General features: G+C 62.3%; 14 protein-coding genes. 3 read left to right on the top strand and 11 right to left on the bottom strand.

The window, feature by feature from the left end; all coding sequences use genetic code 11:
* Nucleotides 1–3: 3 nt before the first annotated feature.
* The 6 genes from selB to fdnG are packed head-to-tail and all read right to left on the bottom strand — an operon-like array spanning nt 4 to nt 8957.
* Nucleotides 4–1923, bottom strand: a complete 1920-nt coding sequence (gene selB, locus ACKLNA_RS05410; protein WP_408985552.1) for a selenocysteine-specific translation elongation factor — start codon at nt 1921–1923, stop codon at nt 4–6.
* A complete protein-coding gene (gene selA / locus ACKLNA_RS05415) occupies nt 1920–3326 on the bottom strand; it encodes an L-seryl-tRNA(Sec) selenium transferase (protein ID WP_408985139.1) in 1407 nt (468 codons plus the stop codon). Before selA ends, selB begins: the two co-directional genes overlap by 4 nt.
* 48 nt (nt 3327–3374) lie before the next feature.
* Nucleotides 3375–4301 (bottom strand): formate dehydrogenase accessory protein FdhE, encoded by a 927-nt coding sequence (fdhE, locus tag ACKLNA_RS05420; protein WP_408985140.1) that lies wholly within the window; start codon nt 4299–4301, stop codon nt 3375–3377.
* 3 nt (nt 4302–4304) lie between these two features.
* Complete coding sequence (locus ACKLNA_RS05425; protein ID WP_114882931.1) at nt 4305–4958, bottom strand: formate dehydrogenase subunit gamma; 654 nt, start codon at nt 4956–4958, stop codon at nt 4305–4307.
* Nucleotides 4955–5890 carry a formate dehydrogenase subunit beta gene (gene fdxH / locus ACKLNA_RS05430; protein ID WP_114882929.1) on the bottom strand — a complete coding sequence of 312 codons (936 nt, stop codon included), beginning with the start codon at nt 5888–5890 and terminating at the stop codon, nt 4955–4957. Before fdxH ends, ACKLNA_RS05425 begins: the two co-directional genes overlap by 4 nt.
* 1 nt (nt 5891) lies before the next feature.
* A complete protein-coding gene (gene fdnG / locus ACKLNA_RS05435) occupies nt 5892–8957 on the bottom strand; it encodes a formate dehydrogenase-N subunit alpha (protein WP_408985141.1) in 3066 nt (1021 codons plus the stop codon).
* A 220-nt stretch (nt 8958–9177) separates the two neighbouring features.
* Between fdnG and ACKLNA_RS05440 the strand changes: the two genes are divergently transcribed.
* Both ACKLNA_RS05440 and ACKLNA_RS05445 read left to right on the top strand, forming a co-directional pair.
* Complete coding sequence (locus ACKLNA_RS05440) at nt 9178–10332, top strand: MalY/PatB family protein (protein WP_408985142.1); 1155 nt, start codon at nt 9178–9180, stop codon at nt 10330–10332.
* Nucleotides 10333–10473: 141 nt separating this feature from the next.
* A complete protein-coding gene (locus ACKLNA_RS05445; RefSeq protein ID WP_408985143.1) occupies nt 10474–11817 on the top strand; it encodes a cation:proton antiporter in 1344 nt (447 codons plus the stop codon).
* 2 nt (nt 11818–11819) lie between these two features.
* Here ACKLNA_RS05445 and ACKLNA_RS05450 read toward each other — a convergent pair whose 3' ends face one another.
* The 3 genes from ACKLNA_RS05450 to ACKLNA_RS05460 are packed head-to-tail and all read right to left on the bottom strand — an operon-like array spanning nt 11820 to nt 17717.
* A complete protein-coding gene (locus ACKLNA_RS05450; RefSeq protein WP_408985144.1) occupies nt 11820–13739 on the bottom strand; it encodes a PAS domain S-box protein in 1920 nt (639 codons plus the stop codon).
* A 10-nt stretch (nt 13740–13749) separates the two neighbouring features.
* A complete protein-coding gene (locus tag ACKLNA_RS05455) occupies nt 13750–16068 on the bottom strand; it encodes an ATP-dependent DNA helicase (protein WP_408985145.1) in 2319 nt (772 codons plus the stop codon).
* Entirely contained in the window at nt 16065–17717 is a 1653-nt protein-coding gene (locus tag ACKLNA_RS05460) for a VRR-NUC domain-containing protein (RefSeq protein WP_408985146.1), read from the bottom strand. The genes ACKLNA_RS05455 and ACKLNA_RS05460 overlap by 4 nt, the downstream gene beginning before the upstream one ends.
* Nucleotides 17718–17915: 198 nt before the next feature.
* Here ACKLNA_RS05460 and ACKLNA_RS05465 point away from each other — a divergent pair, with 198 nt between their 5' ends.
* Nucleotides 17916–18140 (top strand): YgdI/YgdR family lipoprotein, encoded by a 225-nt coding sequence (locus tag ACKLNA_RS05465; protein ID WP_192553493.1) that lies wholly within the window; start codon nt 17916–17918, stop codon nt 18138–18140.
* 46 nt (nt 18141–18186) lie between these two features.
* Here ACKLNA_RS05465 and ACKLNA_RS05470 read toward each other — a convergent pair whose 3' ends face one another.
* Complete coding sequence (locus ACKLNA_RS05470; protein ID WP_408985147.1) at nt 18187–18561, bottom strand: hypothetical protein; 375 nt, start codon at nt 18559–18561, stop codon at nt 18187–18189.
* 162 nt (nt 18562–18723) lie between these two features.
* Nucleotides 18724–20577 (bottom strand): polyurethanase, encoded by a 1854-nt coding sequence (locus ACKLNA_RS05475; RefSeq protein ID WP_408985148.1) that lies wholly within the window; start codon nt 20575–20577, stop codon nt 18724–18726.
* Between the last annotated feature and the right edge of the window lie 71 nt (nt 20578–20648).

Here is a 20648-nt window from a genome sequence, read left to right on the forward strand (position 1 = left end):
AACTCAGTCGGCGCCGGGGTTGGCCAGCGCGTTGTCGAAGCGGATCTGTCGACCCTCGCCAAGACGCCGGGTCAGGCCGAGGCGGTCGAAGTATTCGAGGATCTGGATACTGCGTTTGCGTCCCAAGCCTAGCGCATCACGGAACGCCGTGACTTGAATCGGCGGATTTTCTTCACCCAGACGCAGTAGCACCGCCGCCATCTGCCGCAAGGTGATGTCGGTGAAGAACAGATCCCGCACCACTTGATGCACCACGCCCAGCCGCGCCAGTTTGCGCAGCAACAGCCGGACAGTGGCGTCCTCCTGGCTCACGGCTTTGGCCACGTCGCGCACCCACGGTGGATCGAAACCGGCCTGTTCGAACAGCGGCTGCAACGCCTCCCACAGGGTTTCGTCGTCGGCATTCAGGCGCACCTGATGGTCCGGCAGGTGAAGCCAAGGGCCGCTGGCGGTGAGCGAGCCGGCGCTGCGCAGTTCCTCCAGCAGGCTGATGAAGGTCGAATGCTCGATGTTCAGTCCGCTGAAGCGCCGCAGACGATCACGATCCGGGCCCATCTGGTCGGGCTCCAGCTCATGGAAACGCGCCAGTTGCTCCAGCAAGGTGAACTTGAGAATGCCCCAACGCTGGGCGTTGAACAGCACCTGGCCCTGACGGGTTTCGATCAGACGGACGTTGTCCGGCAGTGACCAGCCCTCACGCGGACGGTTGAACTGACGCTCCAGACGCTGCGAATCAATGCCGCTTTCGCTGTACTCCAGCAGCGTTGGCAGCGCTTGCTCCAGGCTGGAGCTGATCGCCAGCGCCCGCAATTGCGCCAGACGCCCGGGGCTGCGCCGTTGCCGGGCCGGGGCGAACGGGTCGAGCAATTGACCGCCGCCGAGCGTGCGCTGGGCACTGGGATCGCGCAGGATCAATCGATCGCCTTTCACGCCGTGCACCGGAACATGGGTCAGCAGTTGCGCGAGCATGCGCTCTCCCGGAAGCAGCCGGGGTCCTTCGAGCAATGCCACGCGGGCGATCACATCTTGCGTGCCGAGGTGCAGATGCACGGGCTGGAAGTGTTCGAAGGTGCGCGTCTCATCGGGCAGCAGCTGGAAGTCGATATCCAGGCGTTGAGTCGGCGCGAACAGCGTTTCGGCGAGCAGCCATTGGCCGCGATGGATGTGCCCGAGCTCCAGGCGATCAGCGCTGATGTTCAGGGCAACCCGTTGACCGGCAAACGCCAGCTCTGCGGGTTGATTCTGCGCGTGCAGTCCCCTTACCCGCACCGTTTTGCCCGACGGCCCGAGGATCAGTCTGTCGCCCACCGCGACCACCCCCGACAACGCTGTGCCCGTCACCACAATCCCGGCACCGGCGACGCTGAATGCCCGGTCGATGGCCAGACGAAAACCACCCTCGCGACCCCGCTTCAACACTTCACTCTGTGCCTGCAGCAACGCTTGCCGCAGGGCATCGACGCCTTCACCCGTCACGCTTGAAACCGCGAGCATCGGCGCGCCTGCAAACGGACCGGGCGCCAACAGATGTTCGATTTGCCGGCGAACCTCCACCAACCTGCCCGCCTCGACCCGATCAGCCTTGGTGATCGCCACCAGCGCCCGGGGAATGCCCAGCAACTCGACAATCGCCAGATGCTCGCGGGTCTGCGGCATCACGCCGTCATCCGCCGCCACCACCAGCAACACCAGATCGATGCCTTGGGCGCCGGCGAGCATGTTGTGTGTGAATTTCTCGTGGCCCGGCACGTCGATGAACCCGGTCAAACCCGCTCCGGGCGCCAGTTCGGCATAGAGATAACCGAGGTCGATGGTCATGCCCCGCTCACGCTCCTGCGGGCGGCGGTCGCCGGTTTGTCCGGTCAGGGCCTGAAGCAGCGAGGTCTTGCCGTGGTCGATGTGCCCGGCGGTGCCGACGATCATGTCTGCAACGGCCCGAGTTGCGCGAGCCACGCCGACTCGTCGTCGAGTTGCCGCAGATCCAGCCACAGCGCGTCATCGTCGAGGCGTCCGAGCACCGGGATCGGTAACTCGCGCAATGCGCTTTGCAGATTCAGCAGCGAGCGCCCGCGCAGTCGTTTCGAAACCTGCGGGCGGGCACACAATGCCGCGCTCGGCAGCCGCGCCACCGGTTGGCTGCCGCTGCCGATCATGCCCAGTGTTTTCTCTGCCGTCACAGTCCAGGTTTCACCGAGCACCCTGGCCAATGCCGGTTGCAGGCGTTCGGCCTGGGCGAGGATGTCATCTTGCGGGCGGGTCAGCAGGCGCAAGGTCGGCAACCGCTCGGCCAGGCGATCAGGATCGCGATAGAGCCCGAGCACCGCTTCCAGCGCCGCCAGCGTCATCTTGTCGACCCGCAAGGCGCGTTTCAGCGGGTTCTTTTTGATTTTCGCGATCAGATCCTTGCGCCCGACGATCACCCCGGCCTGCGGCCCGCCGAGCAGTTTGTCGCCGCTGAAGGTGACGATGTCTGCGCCATCGAGCAACGCCTGACGCACCGTCGGCTCCGCCGGCAGGCCCCAGCGGGTCAGGTCCAGCAGACTGCCGCTGCCGAGGTCTTCCAGCAGTGGCAAGCCATACCGATGGGCCAGCTCCGCCAATTCAGCCGTCGGCACCCGGGCGGTAAAACCCTCGATGCTGTAGTTGCTCGCATGCACGCGCATGATCAAGCCGCTGCGCGGGCTGATCGCCGCTTCGTAATCCCGGGCATGGGTGCGATTGGTGGTGCCGACCTCGTGCAGACGCACGCCGGCCCGGGACATGATGTCGGGGATGCGGAACGCGCCGCCGATTTCGATCAGTTCGCCACGGGAGATGATGCCTTCCTTGCGCGCACCGAGGCTGTTGAGGGTCAGCAGCACCGCGGCGGCATTGTTGTTGACCACGGTGACGGCTTCGGCGCCGGTCAGTTCGCGGATCAGGCCTTCGATCAGGTCATCGCGGTCGCCGCGCTTGCCGCTGGCCAGGTCGAATTCGAGGTTCAAGGGATAGCGGGCCGCCAGTTGCACGGCGTCGATGGCTTCTTCCGGCAACAGCGCACGGCCCAGATTGGTGTGCAGCACCGTGCCGGTCAGGTTGAACACTCGTCGTACCTGACTGCGCTGTTGCAATGCCAGACGCTCGGCAATCCTGCCGGCCAGGGCTTCAGGGCTGATCTCGACCGCCGAGAGCTGCCCTGCCACGACCGAACCGCGCAAGTCGTCGAGCAATTGACGCAACATCGCCAGCAGCGCCTCACGCCCGTGTCGCTCGGCCACGGGCTGGAAGGCGTTGTGACGCAACAGACTGTCGATGGAAGGCAAACGCTGGGCAACACTGGCAGGCATCAGACGCTCCGGATAAAAAGCCGTTGCGCCAGAGTGTAGACGCTCTGCTTATTCGTCTCCGGGTGCCAGCAACAGATTCGGTGCCAGCCGCTGATAGCCGTCCTGGGCCAGGCGCATGTCCAGCAGCAGACTGCTCAAGTCTGCCGACAGCGCTTCGGCGTCCGCATCGTTTTCCAGATACAGCAGTTTCAGGTAGCTGTTACAACTTGGGCAGACCTCGGCCCGCAACGGCGCCTGATTTGCAGCGTGACGATCATCCTCAAGGCTCAGGTATTCCAGCCCTTTGCTCTGCTCGCAATACACGCACTTGACCCGCACCACATGCCATTCACAGGCGCACAGCGAGCACACCAGATAACGCAAGCCGTTGTGTTTGCCACGATGGCGGATCACTCCGGCCATGGCCGGCGAACCACAGGCCGGGCACTGGCCGAGGCTGTTGCCGGGGGTCAGTTGCAGGTGCGGTGCGCTGAGCAGCCAGTGGCTCCAGGCCGTTTGCAGCGCCGCGCCGAGAAATGGCACCAGCGCCGCCGGCACCAGCGAATACTGGCCGCTGACCAGCGCCACCGCCCAGGCCCGCAACTGGCCGGAACCGGCAACCCGCAACGACGTGACCGCATCGGCGACGGCGGGTTGTTCCGGTGCACCGTAGCGCTGCAGCAAGGCATCGAGATACGCCTGCCAGCCGTCCTCGCGGATCAGGGTGTCGGCGGCGAACGGTGGCATGCCGTGTTGCCGGCAGACCTCAAGCCGTTGCTCATCAGTCGGGGCGCTTGAAGGCGGATCGTCGAGGACTTGCTGTTGCACGCGGCAGAGTCCTGCGATCAGGCGCAGGTAGTCGGCCAGCGGATGACCGATCGCCAAATGTTCCAGACGTTCGGCGCGCAGCGTGAACAGGTTGTGCGGCGGCAAGTGCAGAAACGGCGGCGCACTGGCCGCCGCTTCGATTTCCCCGGGTTCAAGAATGGTTGGCAAGTGTCAGCCCTTTTTGGTGACCGGTCGCTCCGGCGGATCCTGGGATTCCACTTCGCGATACCAGAGTGCGTGATGTTTTTTCGCCCAGGCGCGGCTGACCCAACCGTGCAGCATCGCGTCCACCGAGCCTTTGATCCAGATGCCGGCATAGATGTGCACGATGATGCTGAGGATCAGCACAAACCCGGCCAGTGCGTGCAGCAACATCGCCCAGCGAATCGTGGTGATGCCGAAGTAATGACTGAAGTACGCGCGCCAGATCACCAGCCCCGTAAACAACAGCCCGAGCATGCACAGCAGTAAAGTCCAGAACAGCATCTTCTGCCCGGCGTTGTACTTGCCCACCGGCGGTACCGTTTCCTCGTCGTTGACCAACACCCGGTCGATGCGCCGCAGCCACTTCCAGTCGTTGTCGATAAAGAAGTTCGAACGCCAGAAGCGGAACACCAGGCCGAGGAAAAACACGAACATCAGCACACCCATGAACGGGTGCAGGATCCGCGTCCACGGCCCGCCGCCGAACAGGTTGGTCAGCCAGAACATCGATGGATGAAACAGTGCCAGTCCCGAAAGCCCGGCCATGAAGAACAGAATCGCCACCAGCCAGTGGTTGGTGCGCTGGTTGGCGGTGTAGCGCAGGATCGTCTTGTTGCTCATGGCCGGTCCTCCCCGCGTGGATCGAAGGTGTGCACCGCCGGGTCGACCACGTGGACCGAGGTGTCGGGCGGTTCCGGGTGATCATCCTCTTCGGTGCGGTTCGGGCCGATGCGCACGTAATGGAAGAACCCGGCCAGCACCGCCGCGCCCATGGCCAGCAGGCCCAGGGGTTTGCTGATGCCTTTCCACAGGCCCACCAGCGGACTGATCGCCGGATTTTCCGGCAGGCCGGCGTAGATCTTCGGCGTGTCGGCGTGGTGCAGCACATACATGACGTGAGTGCCGCCGACGCCTTCGGGATCGTAGAGACCGGCGTTGTCGAAGCCACGGCTTTTGAGGTCGACGATGCGTTCGGCCGCGTGGGTTTTCATGTCTTCCTTGCTGCCGAAGACAATCGCCCCGGTCGGGCAGGTTTTCACGCAGGCCGGCTCCAGCCCTACCGCCACGCGGTCCGAACACAAGGTGCATTTGTAGGCCTTGTGGTCCTTCTGCGAAATGCGCGGAATGTTGAACGGGCAACCGGTGATGCAATAACCGCAACCGATGCAGTGGTCCTGATCGAAATCGACGATGCCGTTGGCGTGCTTGATGATCGCCCCCGGGCTCGGGCAAGCCGCCAGACATCCGGGCTCGGCGCAGTGCATGCAGCCGTCCTTGCGGATCAGCCATTCGAGGTTGCCGGCGTCGGTTTCGTGCTCGGTGAAGCGCATCAGCGTCCACGACTCCGCACTCAGATCCTGCGGGTTGTCGTAGGTGCCATGGTTGTGGCCGACCTCGTCGCGCAGCTCGTTCCATTCCGAGCACGCGACCTGGCAGGCCTTGCAGCCGATGCATTTGGTGGTGTCGATCAGCTTGGCGACTTCCTCCTGATTGCGCACCGAGGGTGCCGGCGTTGTGGTGGCCGAGCGGGCAATGATGTCTTGGCTGGCCATATCAGAGCTTCTCCACGTTGACCAGGAATGACTTGGATTCCGGGGTCTGTGTATTGCCATCGCCGAGGAACGGAACCAGGGTGTTGGTCAGGTAGCCGTGACGCGTCAGGCCGGTGAAACCCCAGTGCAGCGGGATGCCGATCTGATGCACGACCTGGCCGTTGACCTGCAACGGCCGGATCCTTTTGGTCACCACCGCTACCGCTTCGATAAACCCGCGCTTGCAGCTGACCCGCACCCGGTCACCGGCTGCGATGCCCTTCTCTTTCGCCAGCACTTCGCCGATCTCCACGAACTGTTCCGGTTGGGCAATCGCATTCAACCGGCAATGTTTGCTCCAGAAGTGGAAATGCTCGGTCAACCGGTAACTGGTGGCGGCGTACGGGTAGTCCTTGGCCACGCCGAGGCTGTCCCACACCGAATCGAAGATCCTGGCCGCCGGGTTGCTGGTGGCTTTCTTGTTTTCGGGGTGCAGCGGGTTGATGCCGATCGGCGTTTCGAACGGCTCGTAGTGCTCGGGGAATGGCCCTTCATTCATCTTGTCGACGGCGAAGAACCGCGCCACGCCTTCGGGGTTCATGATAAACGGGTTCATTCCGGCTTCCGGCGGCACGTCGGCCTTGTAGTCCGGCACGTCGGTGCCGCCCCAGGCCTTGCCGTTCCACCACACCAGGCGTTTTTTCGGATCCCAGGGTTTGCCCTGCATGTCCGCCGAAGCGCGGTTGTAGAGAATCCGCCGGTTGGCCGGCCAGGCCCACGCCCAGCCCTGGTGCTGATGCATGCCATACGGATCGGCGTTGTCGCGCCGGGCCATCTGGTTGCCGGCCTCGGTCCAGCTGCCGCAGAAGATCCAGCAACCAGAGGCGGTGCTGCCGTCATCCTTGAGCTGGGCGAAGGCGGCCAGTTGCGAATTACCCTTGATCGCTGCGCCCGTGGCGTCGGTGAAGTCGGTGGTGGCGTAGCCGTTGACCTCCTTGGCGATTTCTTCCGGAGACGGCTCTTCCGGAACCTTGTACGGCCAGGAGAGTTTGAGGATCGGATCGGGATAAGCCCCGCCCTCGGTCTGATAACGCTGACGCAGGCGCATGAACAGTTCGGTCATGATCCGCACGTCGGTGCGTGACTCGCCGGGGCCGTCGGCGCCTTTCCAGTGCCATTGCAGCCAGCGACTGCTGTTGACCAGCGAGCCGTCCTCTTCGGCAAAGCAGGTGGTGGGCAGGCGAATGACTTCGGTCTGGATGTCGGCGCTTTTCACATCGTTGTACGGCCCGACGTTTTCCCAGAACTGCGAGGTTTCAGTGGCCAGCGGGTCCATCACCACCAGCCATTTCAGTTTGGCGAGAGCAGCCATCACCCGGTTCTTGTCCGGCAGCGCGGCAATCGGGTTGAAGCCCTGGCACATGTAGCCGTTGACCTTGCCCTGCCCCATCAGATCGAACACCTTGAGGATGTCGTAGTTGGGGATGTCGAGTTTCGGCAGGTAGTCGTAGGCCCACTGGTTTTCGGCGGTCGCGTTGGCGCCGTACCAGGCTTTCATCAGGCTGACGTGGAACTTGCTGTAGTTCTGCCAGTAGGACAGTTGCCCCGGGCGCAACGGCAATTGCGTGCGTTTCTTGATGTAGCCGTTGTAGTCCTGCTCGGCATCCATCGGCAGGGTCAGGTAGCCCGGCAACGAGTTCGACAGCAACCCGAGGTCGGTCAGGCCCTGAATGTTCGAGTGCCCGCGCAAGGCGTTGACCCCGCCGCCGGGCATGCCGACGTTGCCCAGCAACAATTGCACCATCGCTGCGCTGCGGATGATCTGCGAGCCGATCGAGTGCTGGGTCCAGCCCAATGCGTAAAGGATGGTCATGGTCTTGCCCGGTTGCGAGCAAGTGGCGATTTCCTCCCAAATTTTCTTCATTGCATCGACCGGCATGCCGCAGATCTGGCTCGCCAGGTCGATGTTGTAGCGGCTGTAATGCTGCTTCATCAGCTGATAGACGCAACGCGGGTCCTGCAGGGTCGGGTCGACCTTGGCAAAGCCGTCCTCGCCCAGTTCGTAACCCCAGCTGGATTTGTCGGTGTAGCTGCGCTTGGCCGCGTCATAGCCGGTGAACAGTCCGTCCTCGAAGCCGAACCCGGCTTTGACGATGAACGATACGTCGGTGTAGTTGCGCACGTATTCGTGCTGGATCTTGTCTTCGGTCAGCAGGTAATTGATCAACCCGCCCATGAACGCGATGTCGCTGCCGGTGCGAATCGGCGCGTAGTAATCGGCCACGGAGGCGGTCCGGGTAAATCTCGGGTCGACCACAATCAGCCGCGCGGCGTTGTGCGCCTTGGCTTCGGTCACCCATTTGAAGCCGCACGGATGCGCTTCAGCGGAGTTGCCGCCCATCACCAGGATCAGATTCGCGTTGGCGATATCGGTCCAGGTGTTGGTCATGGCTCCACGGCCGTACGTCGGGGCAAGACTTGCCACCGTCGGGCCGTGTCAGACACGCGCCTGGTTATCGAACCCCAGCATGCCGAGACTGCGCACCACCTTATGGGTGATGTAACCCGCTTCGTTGGACGCTGCCGACGCGGCGAGGAATCCGGTGGTCAGCCAGCGGTTCACCGTCTGCCCCTGGGCGTTCTTCTCGACGAAATTGGCGTCGCGGTCGGCCTTCATCAGGTCGGCGACGCGGTCGAGGGCTTCGTCCCAGGTGATCCGGGTCCATTCGCTGCTGCCGGGCTTGCGCACCTGCGGGTACTGCAAACGGCCGGGGCTGTGAATGAAGTCCAGCAGGCCGGCGCCTTTCGGGCACAGGGTGCCGCGGTTGACCGGGTGGTCGGCGTCGCCCTCGATATGGATGATGTTTTGCGCAACGTTCTTCGCGGCATCGCCCTGGCTGTACATGATCAGACCGCAACCGACCGAGCAATACGGGCAGGTGTTGCGGGTTTCATGGGTGTGGGCGAGCTTGAAGTGGCGCACCTGCTCGGCGAAGGCCAGCGTCGGGGCCATGCCCAACGCGCCCAGGCTAGAGCCTGCAAGGCCGATACCGGCGACCTTGAAGAACTGACGACGGCTGAGATCCATCGTGCACTCCTGATCAGGTGGAACCCGGTACTTGAGCCGGGTTTTTTTCTGGACAATCACGGTGGCGGCAAGCGAGTGCCGACTTTTTCACTGTAGACAACTGCGCCGTGGTCTGTGTGAAAACCGACCGTCGGCCATTCGTCGGTCACAAGTTCGCGCCCGCAGGGGATGGAGGTTTATCATCGCCGGCACGACCCATCTCCGCCCTCAGAGACCGCGCATGACTTTCGATTTTGATCAGGTATTCGACCGCCACGACACCGGCAGCACCAAGTGGAGCCGCTATGCGGCCGATGTGTTGCCGATGTGGGTCGCTGACATGGATTTCGCGGCACCGCCGGTAGTCATCGAGGCGCTGCAACAGCGTCTGCTGCACCCGTTGGTCGGCTACAGCGTCGCCCAGGACAATTTGCGCGAGGCCATCGTCGCCGACCTCTGGAACAAGTTCGCCTGGCGGGTCAAACCGCAGGAGTTGATCTTCCTGCCGGGCGTCGAATCAGGCTTCAACATGGCGCTCAAGGCACTGGTGCAACCGCAACAGAATGTCGTGGTGCAAACCCCGAACTACCCACCGCTGCGCCATGCACCGGGCCATTGGGGCCTGAACAAAGTCGAGCTGGAATTCAATGCTCAAGCCGACGGCACCTACGCCACGCCGCTGGATGCCTTGCGGGAATCCCTCACCGGTGGTGGCGCCCTGCTGCTGAGCAACCCGCACAACCCGATCGGCAAGGTCTTCGACCGTGAAGAACTGCAAGCGGTGGCCGACATCTGCATGGCGCAGGACGCCTGGATCATCTCCGACGAAATCCACGCCGAGCTGTGCTACGACGGTCGCGTGCACATTCCGACCGCGTCCCTGAGCCCGGAAATCGCCCAACGCACCATCACCCTGATGTCGGCGAGCAAGGCCTACAACATTGCCGGCCTCAAGACCTCGTTCATGATCATTCAGGACACCGCTCTGCGTGAGCGCGTCAACCACGCTCGCTGCGGCATGGTCGACAGCGTCAATCCGCTGGGCATGGAAGCCACCCGCGTGGCCTACAGCGAGGCCGGGCCGTGGCTGAAAGAACTGAAACAGTACCTGCAGGCCAACCGCGATTTTCTGGTCGAAGCGGTTCGCAGCCGTCTGCCCGGCGTAACGATCAACGTGCCGCAGGGCACTTATCTGGCGTGGCTCGATTGCTCGGCCCTGGGCCTGGACAATCCCCAGCAGTTCTTCCTCGAACAGGCTCGCGTCGGACTGAGCCCGGGCATCGATTTCGGTGACCTTAGCCAGCAATTCGTGCGCCTGAACTTCGGTTGCCCGCGTTCGTTGCTGGAAGAAGGCATTGCGCGGATGGAGCGTGCGCTGGTCCAGCGCCAGGCCTGAGTCATTGCGTCAATCACGGCGGGCGACTTGCAAGTCATCGCCCGCCGCCTCTTCCCCGAGAAAAACTGAACCGTCGCCGCGAGCACCTCTCCATACTTCATGGCCCTGTCGGGTCGCGATGGTCAGGGCGGGCCGCGAACCATGACATTCATTATCTGGGTAACGGTGCTGGGCGCCGTCCTGCTGATGCTGGCGTTGACCTCGTCGTACCTGCGCTGGATGCCGGTCACGACGTCGGCCGTGTGCCTGTTGCTCGGCATCGGTATCGGCCCGAGCGGGCTCGATCTGCTGAAACTGCCGCTGGAACATGCCGCCTCATGGATGGAGCACCTGACTGAAGTCGCGGTGCTGTTTTCGCTGTTCGTCTGCGGTTTGAAGTTGCGGCTGCCGTTGCGCGACAAGCGCTGGCGAATAGCTTTCGGGCTGGCAGGCCCGGTGATGGTGCTGACGATCATCGGCGTCAGCCTGCTGCTGCATTACGCTCTGAAACTGTCGTGGGGGCCGTCGTTGCTGATCGCTGCGATTCTGGCCCCCACCGACCCGGTGCTGGCGGCGCTGGTGCAGGTAAACGATGCGCGGGATGTCGACAGTGTGCGCTTCGGACTGTCCGGCGAGGCCGGGCTGAACGACGGCGTGGCCTTCCCCTTCGTGATCCTCGGACTGTTGCTGCTGCAAGGCGATGGCCTGACCGCCGAATGGAGCCACTGGGTATTGCGCGATCTGCTCTGGGCAGTCCCTGTCGGTTTGCTCACGGGTTACTGGATGGGCCGAGGCCTGGGACGGGCCACCCTCGCGTTACAGACGCGCAATGAAGACAGCACTGTCAGCCCCAACGATTATCTGGCACTGGCCTTGATCGCACTCGCTTTTGTGGTGGCCGAGTCCTTAGGCGGCTACGGCTTTCTGTCAGTGTTCGCCGCCGGACTGGGCCTGCGTCAGGAGGAAGTGAAGTCCACCGGCGCCCATCAGTCGCCGGCCGAGCATCTGGTGCAACCGGTGGTCGGCCACCAGAACGTCGAACCGCAACACGCCGTGCATGGCGACACAGAAGGCCTGGAAGGCAGTCAGGTGGCTGCCGGGATCATGATGGGCGACATGCTCGCTTTCGGTGGTCTGGTGGAAAGGGCCATGGAAGTGTTTCTGGTGACCCTGCTCGGCGTGGTGCTGGTCACCCATTGGGACTGGCGGGCGCTGTGGGTCGGCGCGGTGCTGTTCTGTGTCATCCGCCCGGCCTGTGTGGCGTTGATGCCATGGGGATCGCTGCTGGCGTGGCGTCAGCGGATGTTGATCGGCTGGTTCGGCATTCGTGGCATCGGCAGCCTGTTCTATCTGTTCTACGCCTTGAACCACGGCCTGGGCGAGACACTGGCCGCGCAGTGTACCGATCTCACTCTTTCGGTCGTGGCCCTGAGCATTTTGCTGCACGGCATCAGCACCCAGCCGCTCCTTGCCCGTTACGAACAGCGTAAACAAGCTGATGCCTGACCTCACTTCATCGACTGGGCGATGATCTCTACCAGTTGCATCTGATTGAACGGTTTCGACAGCCGTGGCAGTTGCGCCGCAAACCCTTCGAGGCGCTCGGCGTAACCGGTGGCCAGGATGATCGGCAAATCCGGCTTGAGAACGCGCACGGCATGGGCCAGCTGCGCGCCGTTCATTTTCGGCATGGCCATGTCGGTGATCATCAAGTCGATCACTTCCCCTTGGTCAAACAGCTCCAGTGCCTGCGCACCGGAGGCCGCGCCGATGACCCGATGCCCCAGATCCTCCAGCAACAGGCTGGTGCTGGTACGCACCAGACTGTCGTCGTCCACCACCAGCACGCTGAGTCGCGGCACTGATGCCATGGACGGCCTGGGACTCAGAGGCTTGGCCGCCATCCCGTCAACGGCGACCGGCATCCAGAGCTCGGCGCAAGTTCCCTGCCCCTTCACGCTTTTGAGAATGAAACGGCCGCCCAACTGTTCGATGAAACCATGCACCATCGACAACCCCAGCCCGGTGCCTTTGCCCAGACCTTTGGTGGTGAAGAACGGATCGGTCGCCGAGGCCAGCGTCGCGTCGTCCATGCCTTCACCAGTATCGGTCACGCTCAGGCAGACATAGCGTCCCGCCGCAAGGCTTGCCTGACTCTCCTGCAAAACCACTCGCGGCTCGGCACCGATGACCACGCTGCCGCCCTCGGGCATCGCATCACGGGCGTTGGTAGCCAGGTTGAGTACCGCCAGTTCGAGCTGGTTGGTGTCGGCGAGCACCGCTTCAAGATCGTCGGGAAACTGCGTTTCGATACGAATCCCCGGCCCCAGTGAACTGCGCAACAGGCCGGTGATGCCTTGCACCAGTTTCGGGATGTCCACCGGTTCGGTCTTGAGTTCCTGGCGCCGGGCGAAGGCCAGCATGCGCTGGGTCAGTGACACGCCTCGCAGCGCACCTTGGGTGGCGTTTTCCAGCAGACGGCTGACCTTCGGGTCGTCGCCGACGCGTTTACGCACGATCTCAAGGTTACCGAGGATCACTGTCAGCAGGTTATTGAAGTCATGGGCGATACCGCCGCTGAGTTGGCCGATGGCCTGCATCTTCTGCGCCTGGAACAGCGCTTCGCGGGTCTGCTCCAGTGCCAGTTGCGCCTGGTGGGCTTCGGTCACGTCACGGGTGATCTTGGCAAAACCGAGCAACGTGCCGGTTTCACCACGAATCGCATCGACCACCACATGAGCCAGAAACCGCGTGCCGTCCTTGCGCAAACGCCAGCTCTTGTTCTCGAAGCGGCCTTCGCGCACGGCGGTTTCCAGCGCTCGTTGCGGCTCCCCGATTTCGCGGTCCTCCGGGGTGTAGAACATCGAGAAATGCTTGCCGATGACTTCGTTGGGCGCATAGCCCTTGATCCGTTGCGCACCGGGGTTCCAGTTGGTTACGCGGCCTTCCGGGCTGAGCATGTAGATCGCGTAGTCGGTCACGCCCTGCACCAGCAGGCGGAATTGCTGTTCGCTTTGCTTGAGGGTTTCTTCGGCCATCTTGCGGTCGGTGAGGTCACGGGTGATTTTCGCGAAACCGAGCAGTTGCCCGTCCGGGCTGTAGATCGGGTCGATCACCACATGGCACCAGAAATGCGTTCCGTCCTTGCGCACCCGCCAGCCTTCGCCTTCGAACCGTCCTTCGCGGATCGCCGTATCCAGTGCCCGTTGCGGCATGCCGACGGCGCGGTCTTCATCGGTGTAGAAGCGCGAAAAGTGTTCGCCGAGAATCTCGGCTTCCTCATAACCCTTGAAGCGTTTGGCCCCGGAGTTCCAGCTGGTGATGATGCCGCCGGGGTCGATCATGTAGATCGCGTAATCGACCACGGCATCGATCAACAGGCGAAAGCGCATTTCTTCGATCGCAGCGGACTTCTTGTTCTCGCTCATCAGGCTTGGCTCAAAGCAGATTTTCAATAACAGGAGTATGCGTCAAACCGGCGGATTGAAAAGCCGCATCTGCATGATCGAGCTGCCACCAGCGCGGCAACAGCTGCTGGATGCGGCTCTCGGCGAAGCGGTCGTCGATCAGCATGACCACGCCGCGATCCTGCTGGGTGCGGATCACCCGCCCGGCTGCCTGCACCACTTTCTGCATGCCGGGAAACAGGTAGGTGTAGTCGTAACCGGCGCCGAAGATCGCTGCCATACGCCGTTTCATCTGTTCGTTGACCGGGTTCAACTGCGCCAACCCCAGCGTGGCAACGAAGGCGCCGATCAACCGGGCTCCGGGCAAATCGATGCCTTCGCCGAATGCACCGCCGAGTACGGCGAACCCGACGCCCTGGCTGTGGGCCGTGAACTGATCGAGAAACGCCTGCCGCTGCCCTTCGGCCATGCCCCGTGATTGCTGCCATAGGGTGATGTGCGGATGCCGCTCGGCGAGCAACTGCGCAACCTGTTGCAGGTAATCGAAGCTGCTGAAGAACGCCAGATAGTTGCCCGGACGCTCACCGAACTGGCGGGCGATCAGTTCGACTATCGGTTCCAGCGACGCCTGACGATGGGTGAATCGGGTGGAAATCTGGCTAACGATCCGCACCTGCAACTGTTCGGCGCTGAACGGCGATTCAACGTCGATCCACACCGTGTCGGCCGGAGTGCCGAGCAGGTCGGCGTAATAGTGACGCGGGCTGAGGGTCGCGGAAAACAGCACGCAGCTGCGGGCCGCTTTCAGGCGCGGGCCGAGCAGCGCCGCCGGCACCACGTTGCGCAGGCACAGTTGCGATAGCGGACGTTTGCGCTCGAGGTCGCGCTTGCTGATGTCGAACAGATAGTTCTCGTCGAACAACTCCGCGACCCGGCCGAATTGCAGCATCTCGAACCAGGCATTCTGCAAGCCGCTGTCGAGCCCTTGCGGGTGATCATTGAGGTAATCGCCAATGCTCGCACTGCACGACGTGATCGCCTGCAGCAGTTTTTCCGGCGCCTTGTCGTAGGCCTGATACGGCGCCAGTTGCGCGTTATTGAGGGTATTCCATTCACGGTTGACCCGCTGCAAGGGCTTTTTCAAGGCCTCGGGGGCGGTTTTGCGCACGCTGTTGAAGATCCCCTGATCGACAGTGGCGCTGTACATCTGCCGCCCGCGCTCGACCAGGTTATGGGCCTCGTCCACCAGCACCGCGACTTTCCATTGATTGAGCTGGGCCAGCCCGAACAGCAGCGCGGTGAAATCGAAGTAATAGTTGTAGTCCGCCACCACCACATCGGCCCAGCGTGCCATTTCCTGGCTCAGGTAATACGGACACACCGAATGTTGCGCGGCGACTTCACGGATTGCCGCCTGATCCTGCAACCGCAATTGACTGGCGGCTTCACGGGCCGCCGGCAACCGGTCATAAAAGCCTTGAGCCAACGGGCAGGATTCGCCGTGACAAGCCTTGTCGGGATGCTCGCAAGCCTTGTCCCGCGCAACCATCTCCAGCACTCGCAGCGGCAGGGTTGCATTGTGATCGAACAGCACTTGCGCCGAATCCAGCGCCAGTTTGCGCCCCGGTGTCTTGGCGGTGAGAAAATACACCTTGTCCAGCTGCTGCGGCGCCAGGGCCTTGAGCATCGGGAACAGCGTGCCGAGGGTCTTGCCGATGCCGGTGGGGGCCTGGGCCATCAGACAGCGGCCGGTGCTGACAGCCTTGAACACCGACTCGGCGAGATGACGCTGGCCGGGGCGGAAATTGTCATGGGGAAAGCCCAGTTGCTGCGCCGCCTGATTGCGCGCTTCACGGTGGGCCATTTCCTGCTCAGCCCATACCAGGAACAAGCCGCATTGTTGTTCGAAGAACTCGCGCAATGCTTCAGCGCTGAAGGCTTCGACCAGGCAGGTTTCCTTTTCGCTGACGATGTCGAAGTACACCAGCGCCAGATTGATCTGTTCCAGCTGCAGCCGGCAGCACATCAGCCAGCCGTAGATTTTCCCCTGCGCCCAATGCAGCGCACGGTGATTGGCCGGTTGTTTGCTCAGGTCGCCACGATAGGTTTTGACTTCCTCCAGGCAGTTCTGCGTCGGGTCGTAGCCGTCTGCCCGGCCCTTGACCTTCAAGGTGCGGAACTCGCCTTCCAGCGCCACCTCGCTCTGATAGGCGTCATTGCGCCGCGAGGCGACGGTGCGGTGACCGGCGATGCCCTCCAGCGCGGTGGGCGACGGGGTGAAGCGCAAGTCGAGGTCGCCGCTCTTGGCGGTGAACTCGCACAGCGCCCGCACCGCGATGCTGTAGCTCAAGCGCCCTGCTCCGCCCATTGCACGTAACACACCGCCACCGGCATCTGGTGCGTGTGGCAGAACTCCAGCCAGCGCAGTTGATTGTCCTGCAAGCGGTCGCCGGGGCCTTTGACTTCGATCATCCGGTAGGTCTTGTGTTGCGGCCAGAACTGGATCAGGTCCGGCATGCCGGCGCGGTTGGCCTTGATGTCCAGCAACAGGCGATTGAACCAGTGTTTGAGGTGTTCCACCGGCAGGCAGATCAGCGCTTGTTCCAGCAGTTCTTCATTGAGGGCGCCCCAAAACACGAACGGCGACTGAATGCCCCACTTGGCGGCAAACCGTGCACGGATGGTTTCGGCATAACGGCCGTCGTCGAGTTCCGCCAGGCAGACTTCGAACAGCTCGGCCCGCCGTCCCTGGAAATCCTCATGAAGCAAATCCGCCGGCCCGCGCTGGAACGGATTGAAAAACGCGCCCGGTAGCGGCGCGAAAATCGCCGGCCAGCACAGCAGGCCGAACAGCGAGTTGATCAGGCTGTTCTCGACGTAATGCACCGGGCCTGTGTCCTCATGCAGATGCGCCTGCACGTGATACTCCACCGACAGCGCCGGATCGAGCCGAGGCAGGTGCAGATCCAGACGTTCAACAGATCGTGCTGCAACGCGCTTGAGCGGTGGCCCGCCGAGTTTGCGCCGCAGCCGTGGCAGCGCCCGTTGCAGGCCCTGGTGTTCGGCGGCGCTTTCCGGCGCCTGTTCGGCCAGCGTGCCCAGCTCCAGCGCCAGGGCATATTCGCCGCAGCGTTCCAGCACCCGGATCATCCGCAACCGCGCGCCAGGATAGGCACAGCCGCGATAAAGGCTCAGGGCCAGGGCAAATTCCGCGATGCGTTCGCAATGCTGGCCGATCTGGAACAGCAGCTTGCCAAGCCGACGCTGCAACCACGGGTTGTCGAACTGCAAAACGCCCAGTTCTTCGGCAATCGGCTCAACCGCCTCACCCGCCTCGAAACGCTGCTGGCAATCGTGCAGAAACAGGCAGGCATCGACGTCGGCACGGCTGCGCAGGCCTCGGGAATCGGCGCTGAATTCGACTTTTTCGTAGGTATAAATTCCGAGGTCAGCCAGGACAAACTCCGACCAGTCCTGGTACAGATTGCCGAAGAACATCAGGCGAAACCGGTCGCACAGGTCCATCAGCGTCAGGCTGAACAATCGGTCTGCAATCGCCGGACACCAGTCATGCCAGCAGCGTGACTCGGGAAACTGCTCATGCAGGATCGGCAACCAGTCGACCTTGCGACCCTTTGGATCATCGATGGCCGGGCCGAAGGCTTGCACGACTTCAGCCTTCAGCAGCAGATCGAACAGCTCCGGCATCGTCAGCAGCGCTTGCTCGTCCAGCCAGCCATGATCGAGCAACGGCTGCGCGGCTGATGCAATGTCGCCAATTTCCGGATAGTTGAGTTTGCCCGCCCGAAAGTGCACGCCCTTGCGCATCACCATCCGCACCAGCAAACCCTGGGAGCCGCGAGGCAGTGACTTGAAGTCGCGAATGAAGGCATGCTCCGTTTCGCTCATCACGTCGGCATAACGAAGCTCAAGCCAGTCAAGCACTTGCCGGAAGTTGTTGAGGTAATAGAACGGATCGTCGAGGGGGCTGGAAGTCACAATGATAACGGGCCATGGCAAGCGAATACTGGTTATGCGTACAGATACCAGTTCTGCCCCGACGGGTGCAAACGGAAAAGGATCAGTGGCATCCGCGATTGAGGTTTTTTCGCCAGTCCATCGAACTTTTACGGGGGATTTGGCACCAACCGCGTTAGAGGACCGACACCGGTCGAAATGAATGAGGAAATACCGGGTATGAATTTCAAAACGTTGTTTATGCCGATGACCGTCGTAGCGCTGATGGCGCTGGCCGGCTGCTCCACCCCGACCGTGGTGACCTTGCAGAATGGCACGCAGTATCTGACCCAGGACATGCCGAAAACCAAGTCCGAGGACGGCTTCTATGAGTTCCGGGATATTTCCGGCGCGAAGATCCGGGTCAAGGCCGACGAAGTGGCCACGGTGCGCAAGGAAGACTGATTGCAAAAGCGGAGCCGCCCTTCTGGCAGCTCCCTTGAAACCGCGATTATTGCGGCAGGGTCATGCCCGGAATGCTGTTGTCGCAACTGAAGTAATGTTCACCTCGCCGGGCCAGTTCTGCCTGCAATCGCTGGCAACGCTCGCGTTCCTGCTGGTCCATGCGGTCGATGCTGAGGTTGCCAGTGGTTTCCGGTTGTTTGCCGTCGCCCAGACGGATCGTCACGAACGGTTGTTCCGGCTGGAGCTGAAAGCGGCTTTTTTCCTCGACCGACTCGGTGTTCTCGGTGGGTGCCGGTTTCGGCAATTCATCGGAGCTGACACCGTAGCGGCTCAGAATCGAGCTGTGAGGCAAATCGGCCCAGACGTTGGCCGAAAGCAGCGCCAACCCGACGATACCGATATACCCCTTGAAACCTTTCACGTTTGAATCTCCTGTACTCAATGGCGGCTTGCCCATACATGACGAGTGCGCATGCGATGACTTTAGTCCGCGTTTCCTGTTGGTGCAGGGGTTTGAGTCAGGTAGTGGCCAACGAGTCACTTTTGACAGGGAGAGGGAAATATTCCCTCTCCACAGTCATCCTCAGGCGATCACGATCCCATCGGCGCTGAGACTGCTCAGCGAAACCCCGACCAGCGTCACCGAATCAGCGCCAAACTTGAGCACCGTATCCTGCCCCACCGACGTGGCATGGGCACGGAAGTCATCGCCGGGCAATACACCCTGTACGCCGAGGAACACCATTTTGTCGTTGCCGTTGAAGCCCACCACCCGGTCCTGGCCGAATGCGCCGCTGAACAGGAACGTATCCGCCCCGCCGCCCGACTCCATCAGGTCATTGCCGGCGCCGCCGACGAACACGTCGTTGCCCGCGCCACCGATCAAGTGATCGTTGCCATCCAGGCCAAACAACCAGTCGCCACCGGCATGGGCCTTGAGGGTGTCGGCGCCGCTGGTGCCCTTCACGCTCGATTCATACTGAGTGACGTTGTTGCCGACCTTCAGGCCATCGGCTGTCACGCTGTGGGTCACGTCGTCCTTGAACAGGCCCCAGAGAAAGCCCGGTTCCTTGGTAACGATGCTGCCGATGTCGCGGGTGATGCTGATCCCGCCGTTGGCATCGCGGATGTACAGGTTGCCGGCGCCGTCGTTGGCGAAGTCGAACTTGTTCACTGACTGCTGCAACTGGAGGGTGTTGTTGCCTGAACCACCGAGGATGATGTTGTAGCCGCCGCTGTCGCGGAAGGTGTCGTTGCCGGCACGCCCTTCCAGATAATCGTTGCCACTGCCGCCCTGGATCAGGTCGTTGCCGTCGCTGCCGATGATGAAGGTGCTGCCCTTGTGAGGCTCGGCGTTGCGGTTGAGGTCCTGCACCCAGGTGTTGGCCCGCGCCGGATCCGACAGGTTGGCCACGATGATCGTCGAGTCACGGCTGGTGAGGTCGTAGAACTTCGACTCGATGACCCGGTTCATGCCGTCGCCGTAAGCCGTCGGCAGGTGCGAGATCCAGGTCGGAATGTTGACGATCGAATACGGCAGCACGTTCCACGCGTTGGAGGCGTAGTGGTCGTTGAAGCTGACGATGTTGTCGGTGGCCGAGACTTTCGACGCATCGTGCACGCCCAGCGATGCCCCGGTGAAGGTCGAGCCGTCGAGAGCACGGAATACCGGGTCGTTTTCGTAGCCGACGTTGAGCACCTTGTCGGTGCTGCTCTGGGTCGGCGAGGCGTAGGCGATGTAGTTGGAGTTCTGGAAGAACCCGCCCCATTTGCTGCCGCTCAGGTCCGCCATGCTGTTGACCGCCAGCCCGCCGAGGCTGTGGCCGCTGACCAGCACGTCCTTGCCGGTGAGGCCGTTGGCCTTGGCGAACGCCACCACATTGTTCATCAGGTTGCCGAAGGCTTCGCCGACGTAGTTCTTGGCGTAATCCTTGGGACCGAACGCGGCGAGCAGGTCATTGATGGCGTCGGCGATGGAGTCGCCGATGAGGATTTCCCGTGGGCCGCTGGTGCCGCGAAAAGCGATGCCGATTTCCGTGAGATGACCCTGAGCGTCGTACTTGCCGAGGATTTCCACTTGCGCACTGGTGTAGCCGGGCTTTTCGCCGAAGAAGGTTCCGCGCACGTCGGTCTTGCCGTCATAGCCCAGTTGCGAGGCGGTGATGGGTGTCCAGCCGGCTTTCTTCACGGCGTCGAGGGCGAGTTTTTCCGAGTCGGGATTCCACGGCAGCCCGGGAATCACCCCTTGAGAATCGGTGCCGCCGATCAGCGCGCTGATCAGCGTGGCCGGCAGCCCGAGGCCGAAGCCGTTGTGCTGATAGCCGACCGCGAAACCGTTGTCGAGGTTGTGATAGGAGTACAGCGTAATGGCCATGGCATCGCTGAATAACGCCTTGGAATCCGCTGTGGTGAAGTTCTTGTAGTCATACACACCCATTGCTGTTGCCTCTCTCTTTGTTGGAATTATTCAGAGATAGCTCACAACCAGAATGCCCCTCCCGGGGCGCT

The sequence above is a fragment of the Pseudomonas sp. UV AK001 genome (assembly GCF_046097675.1).
In the GTDB taxonomy this organism is placed as follows: domain Bacteria; phylum Pseudomonadota; class Gammaproteobacteria; order Pseudomonadales; family Pseudomonadaceae; genus Aquipseudomonas; species Aquipseudomonas kribbensis.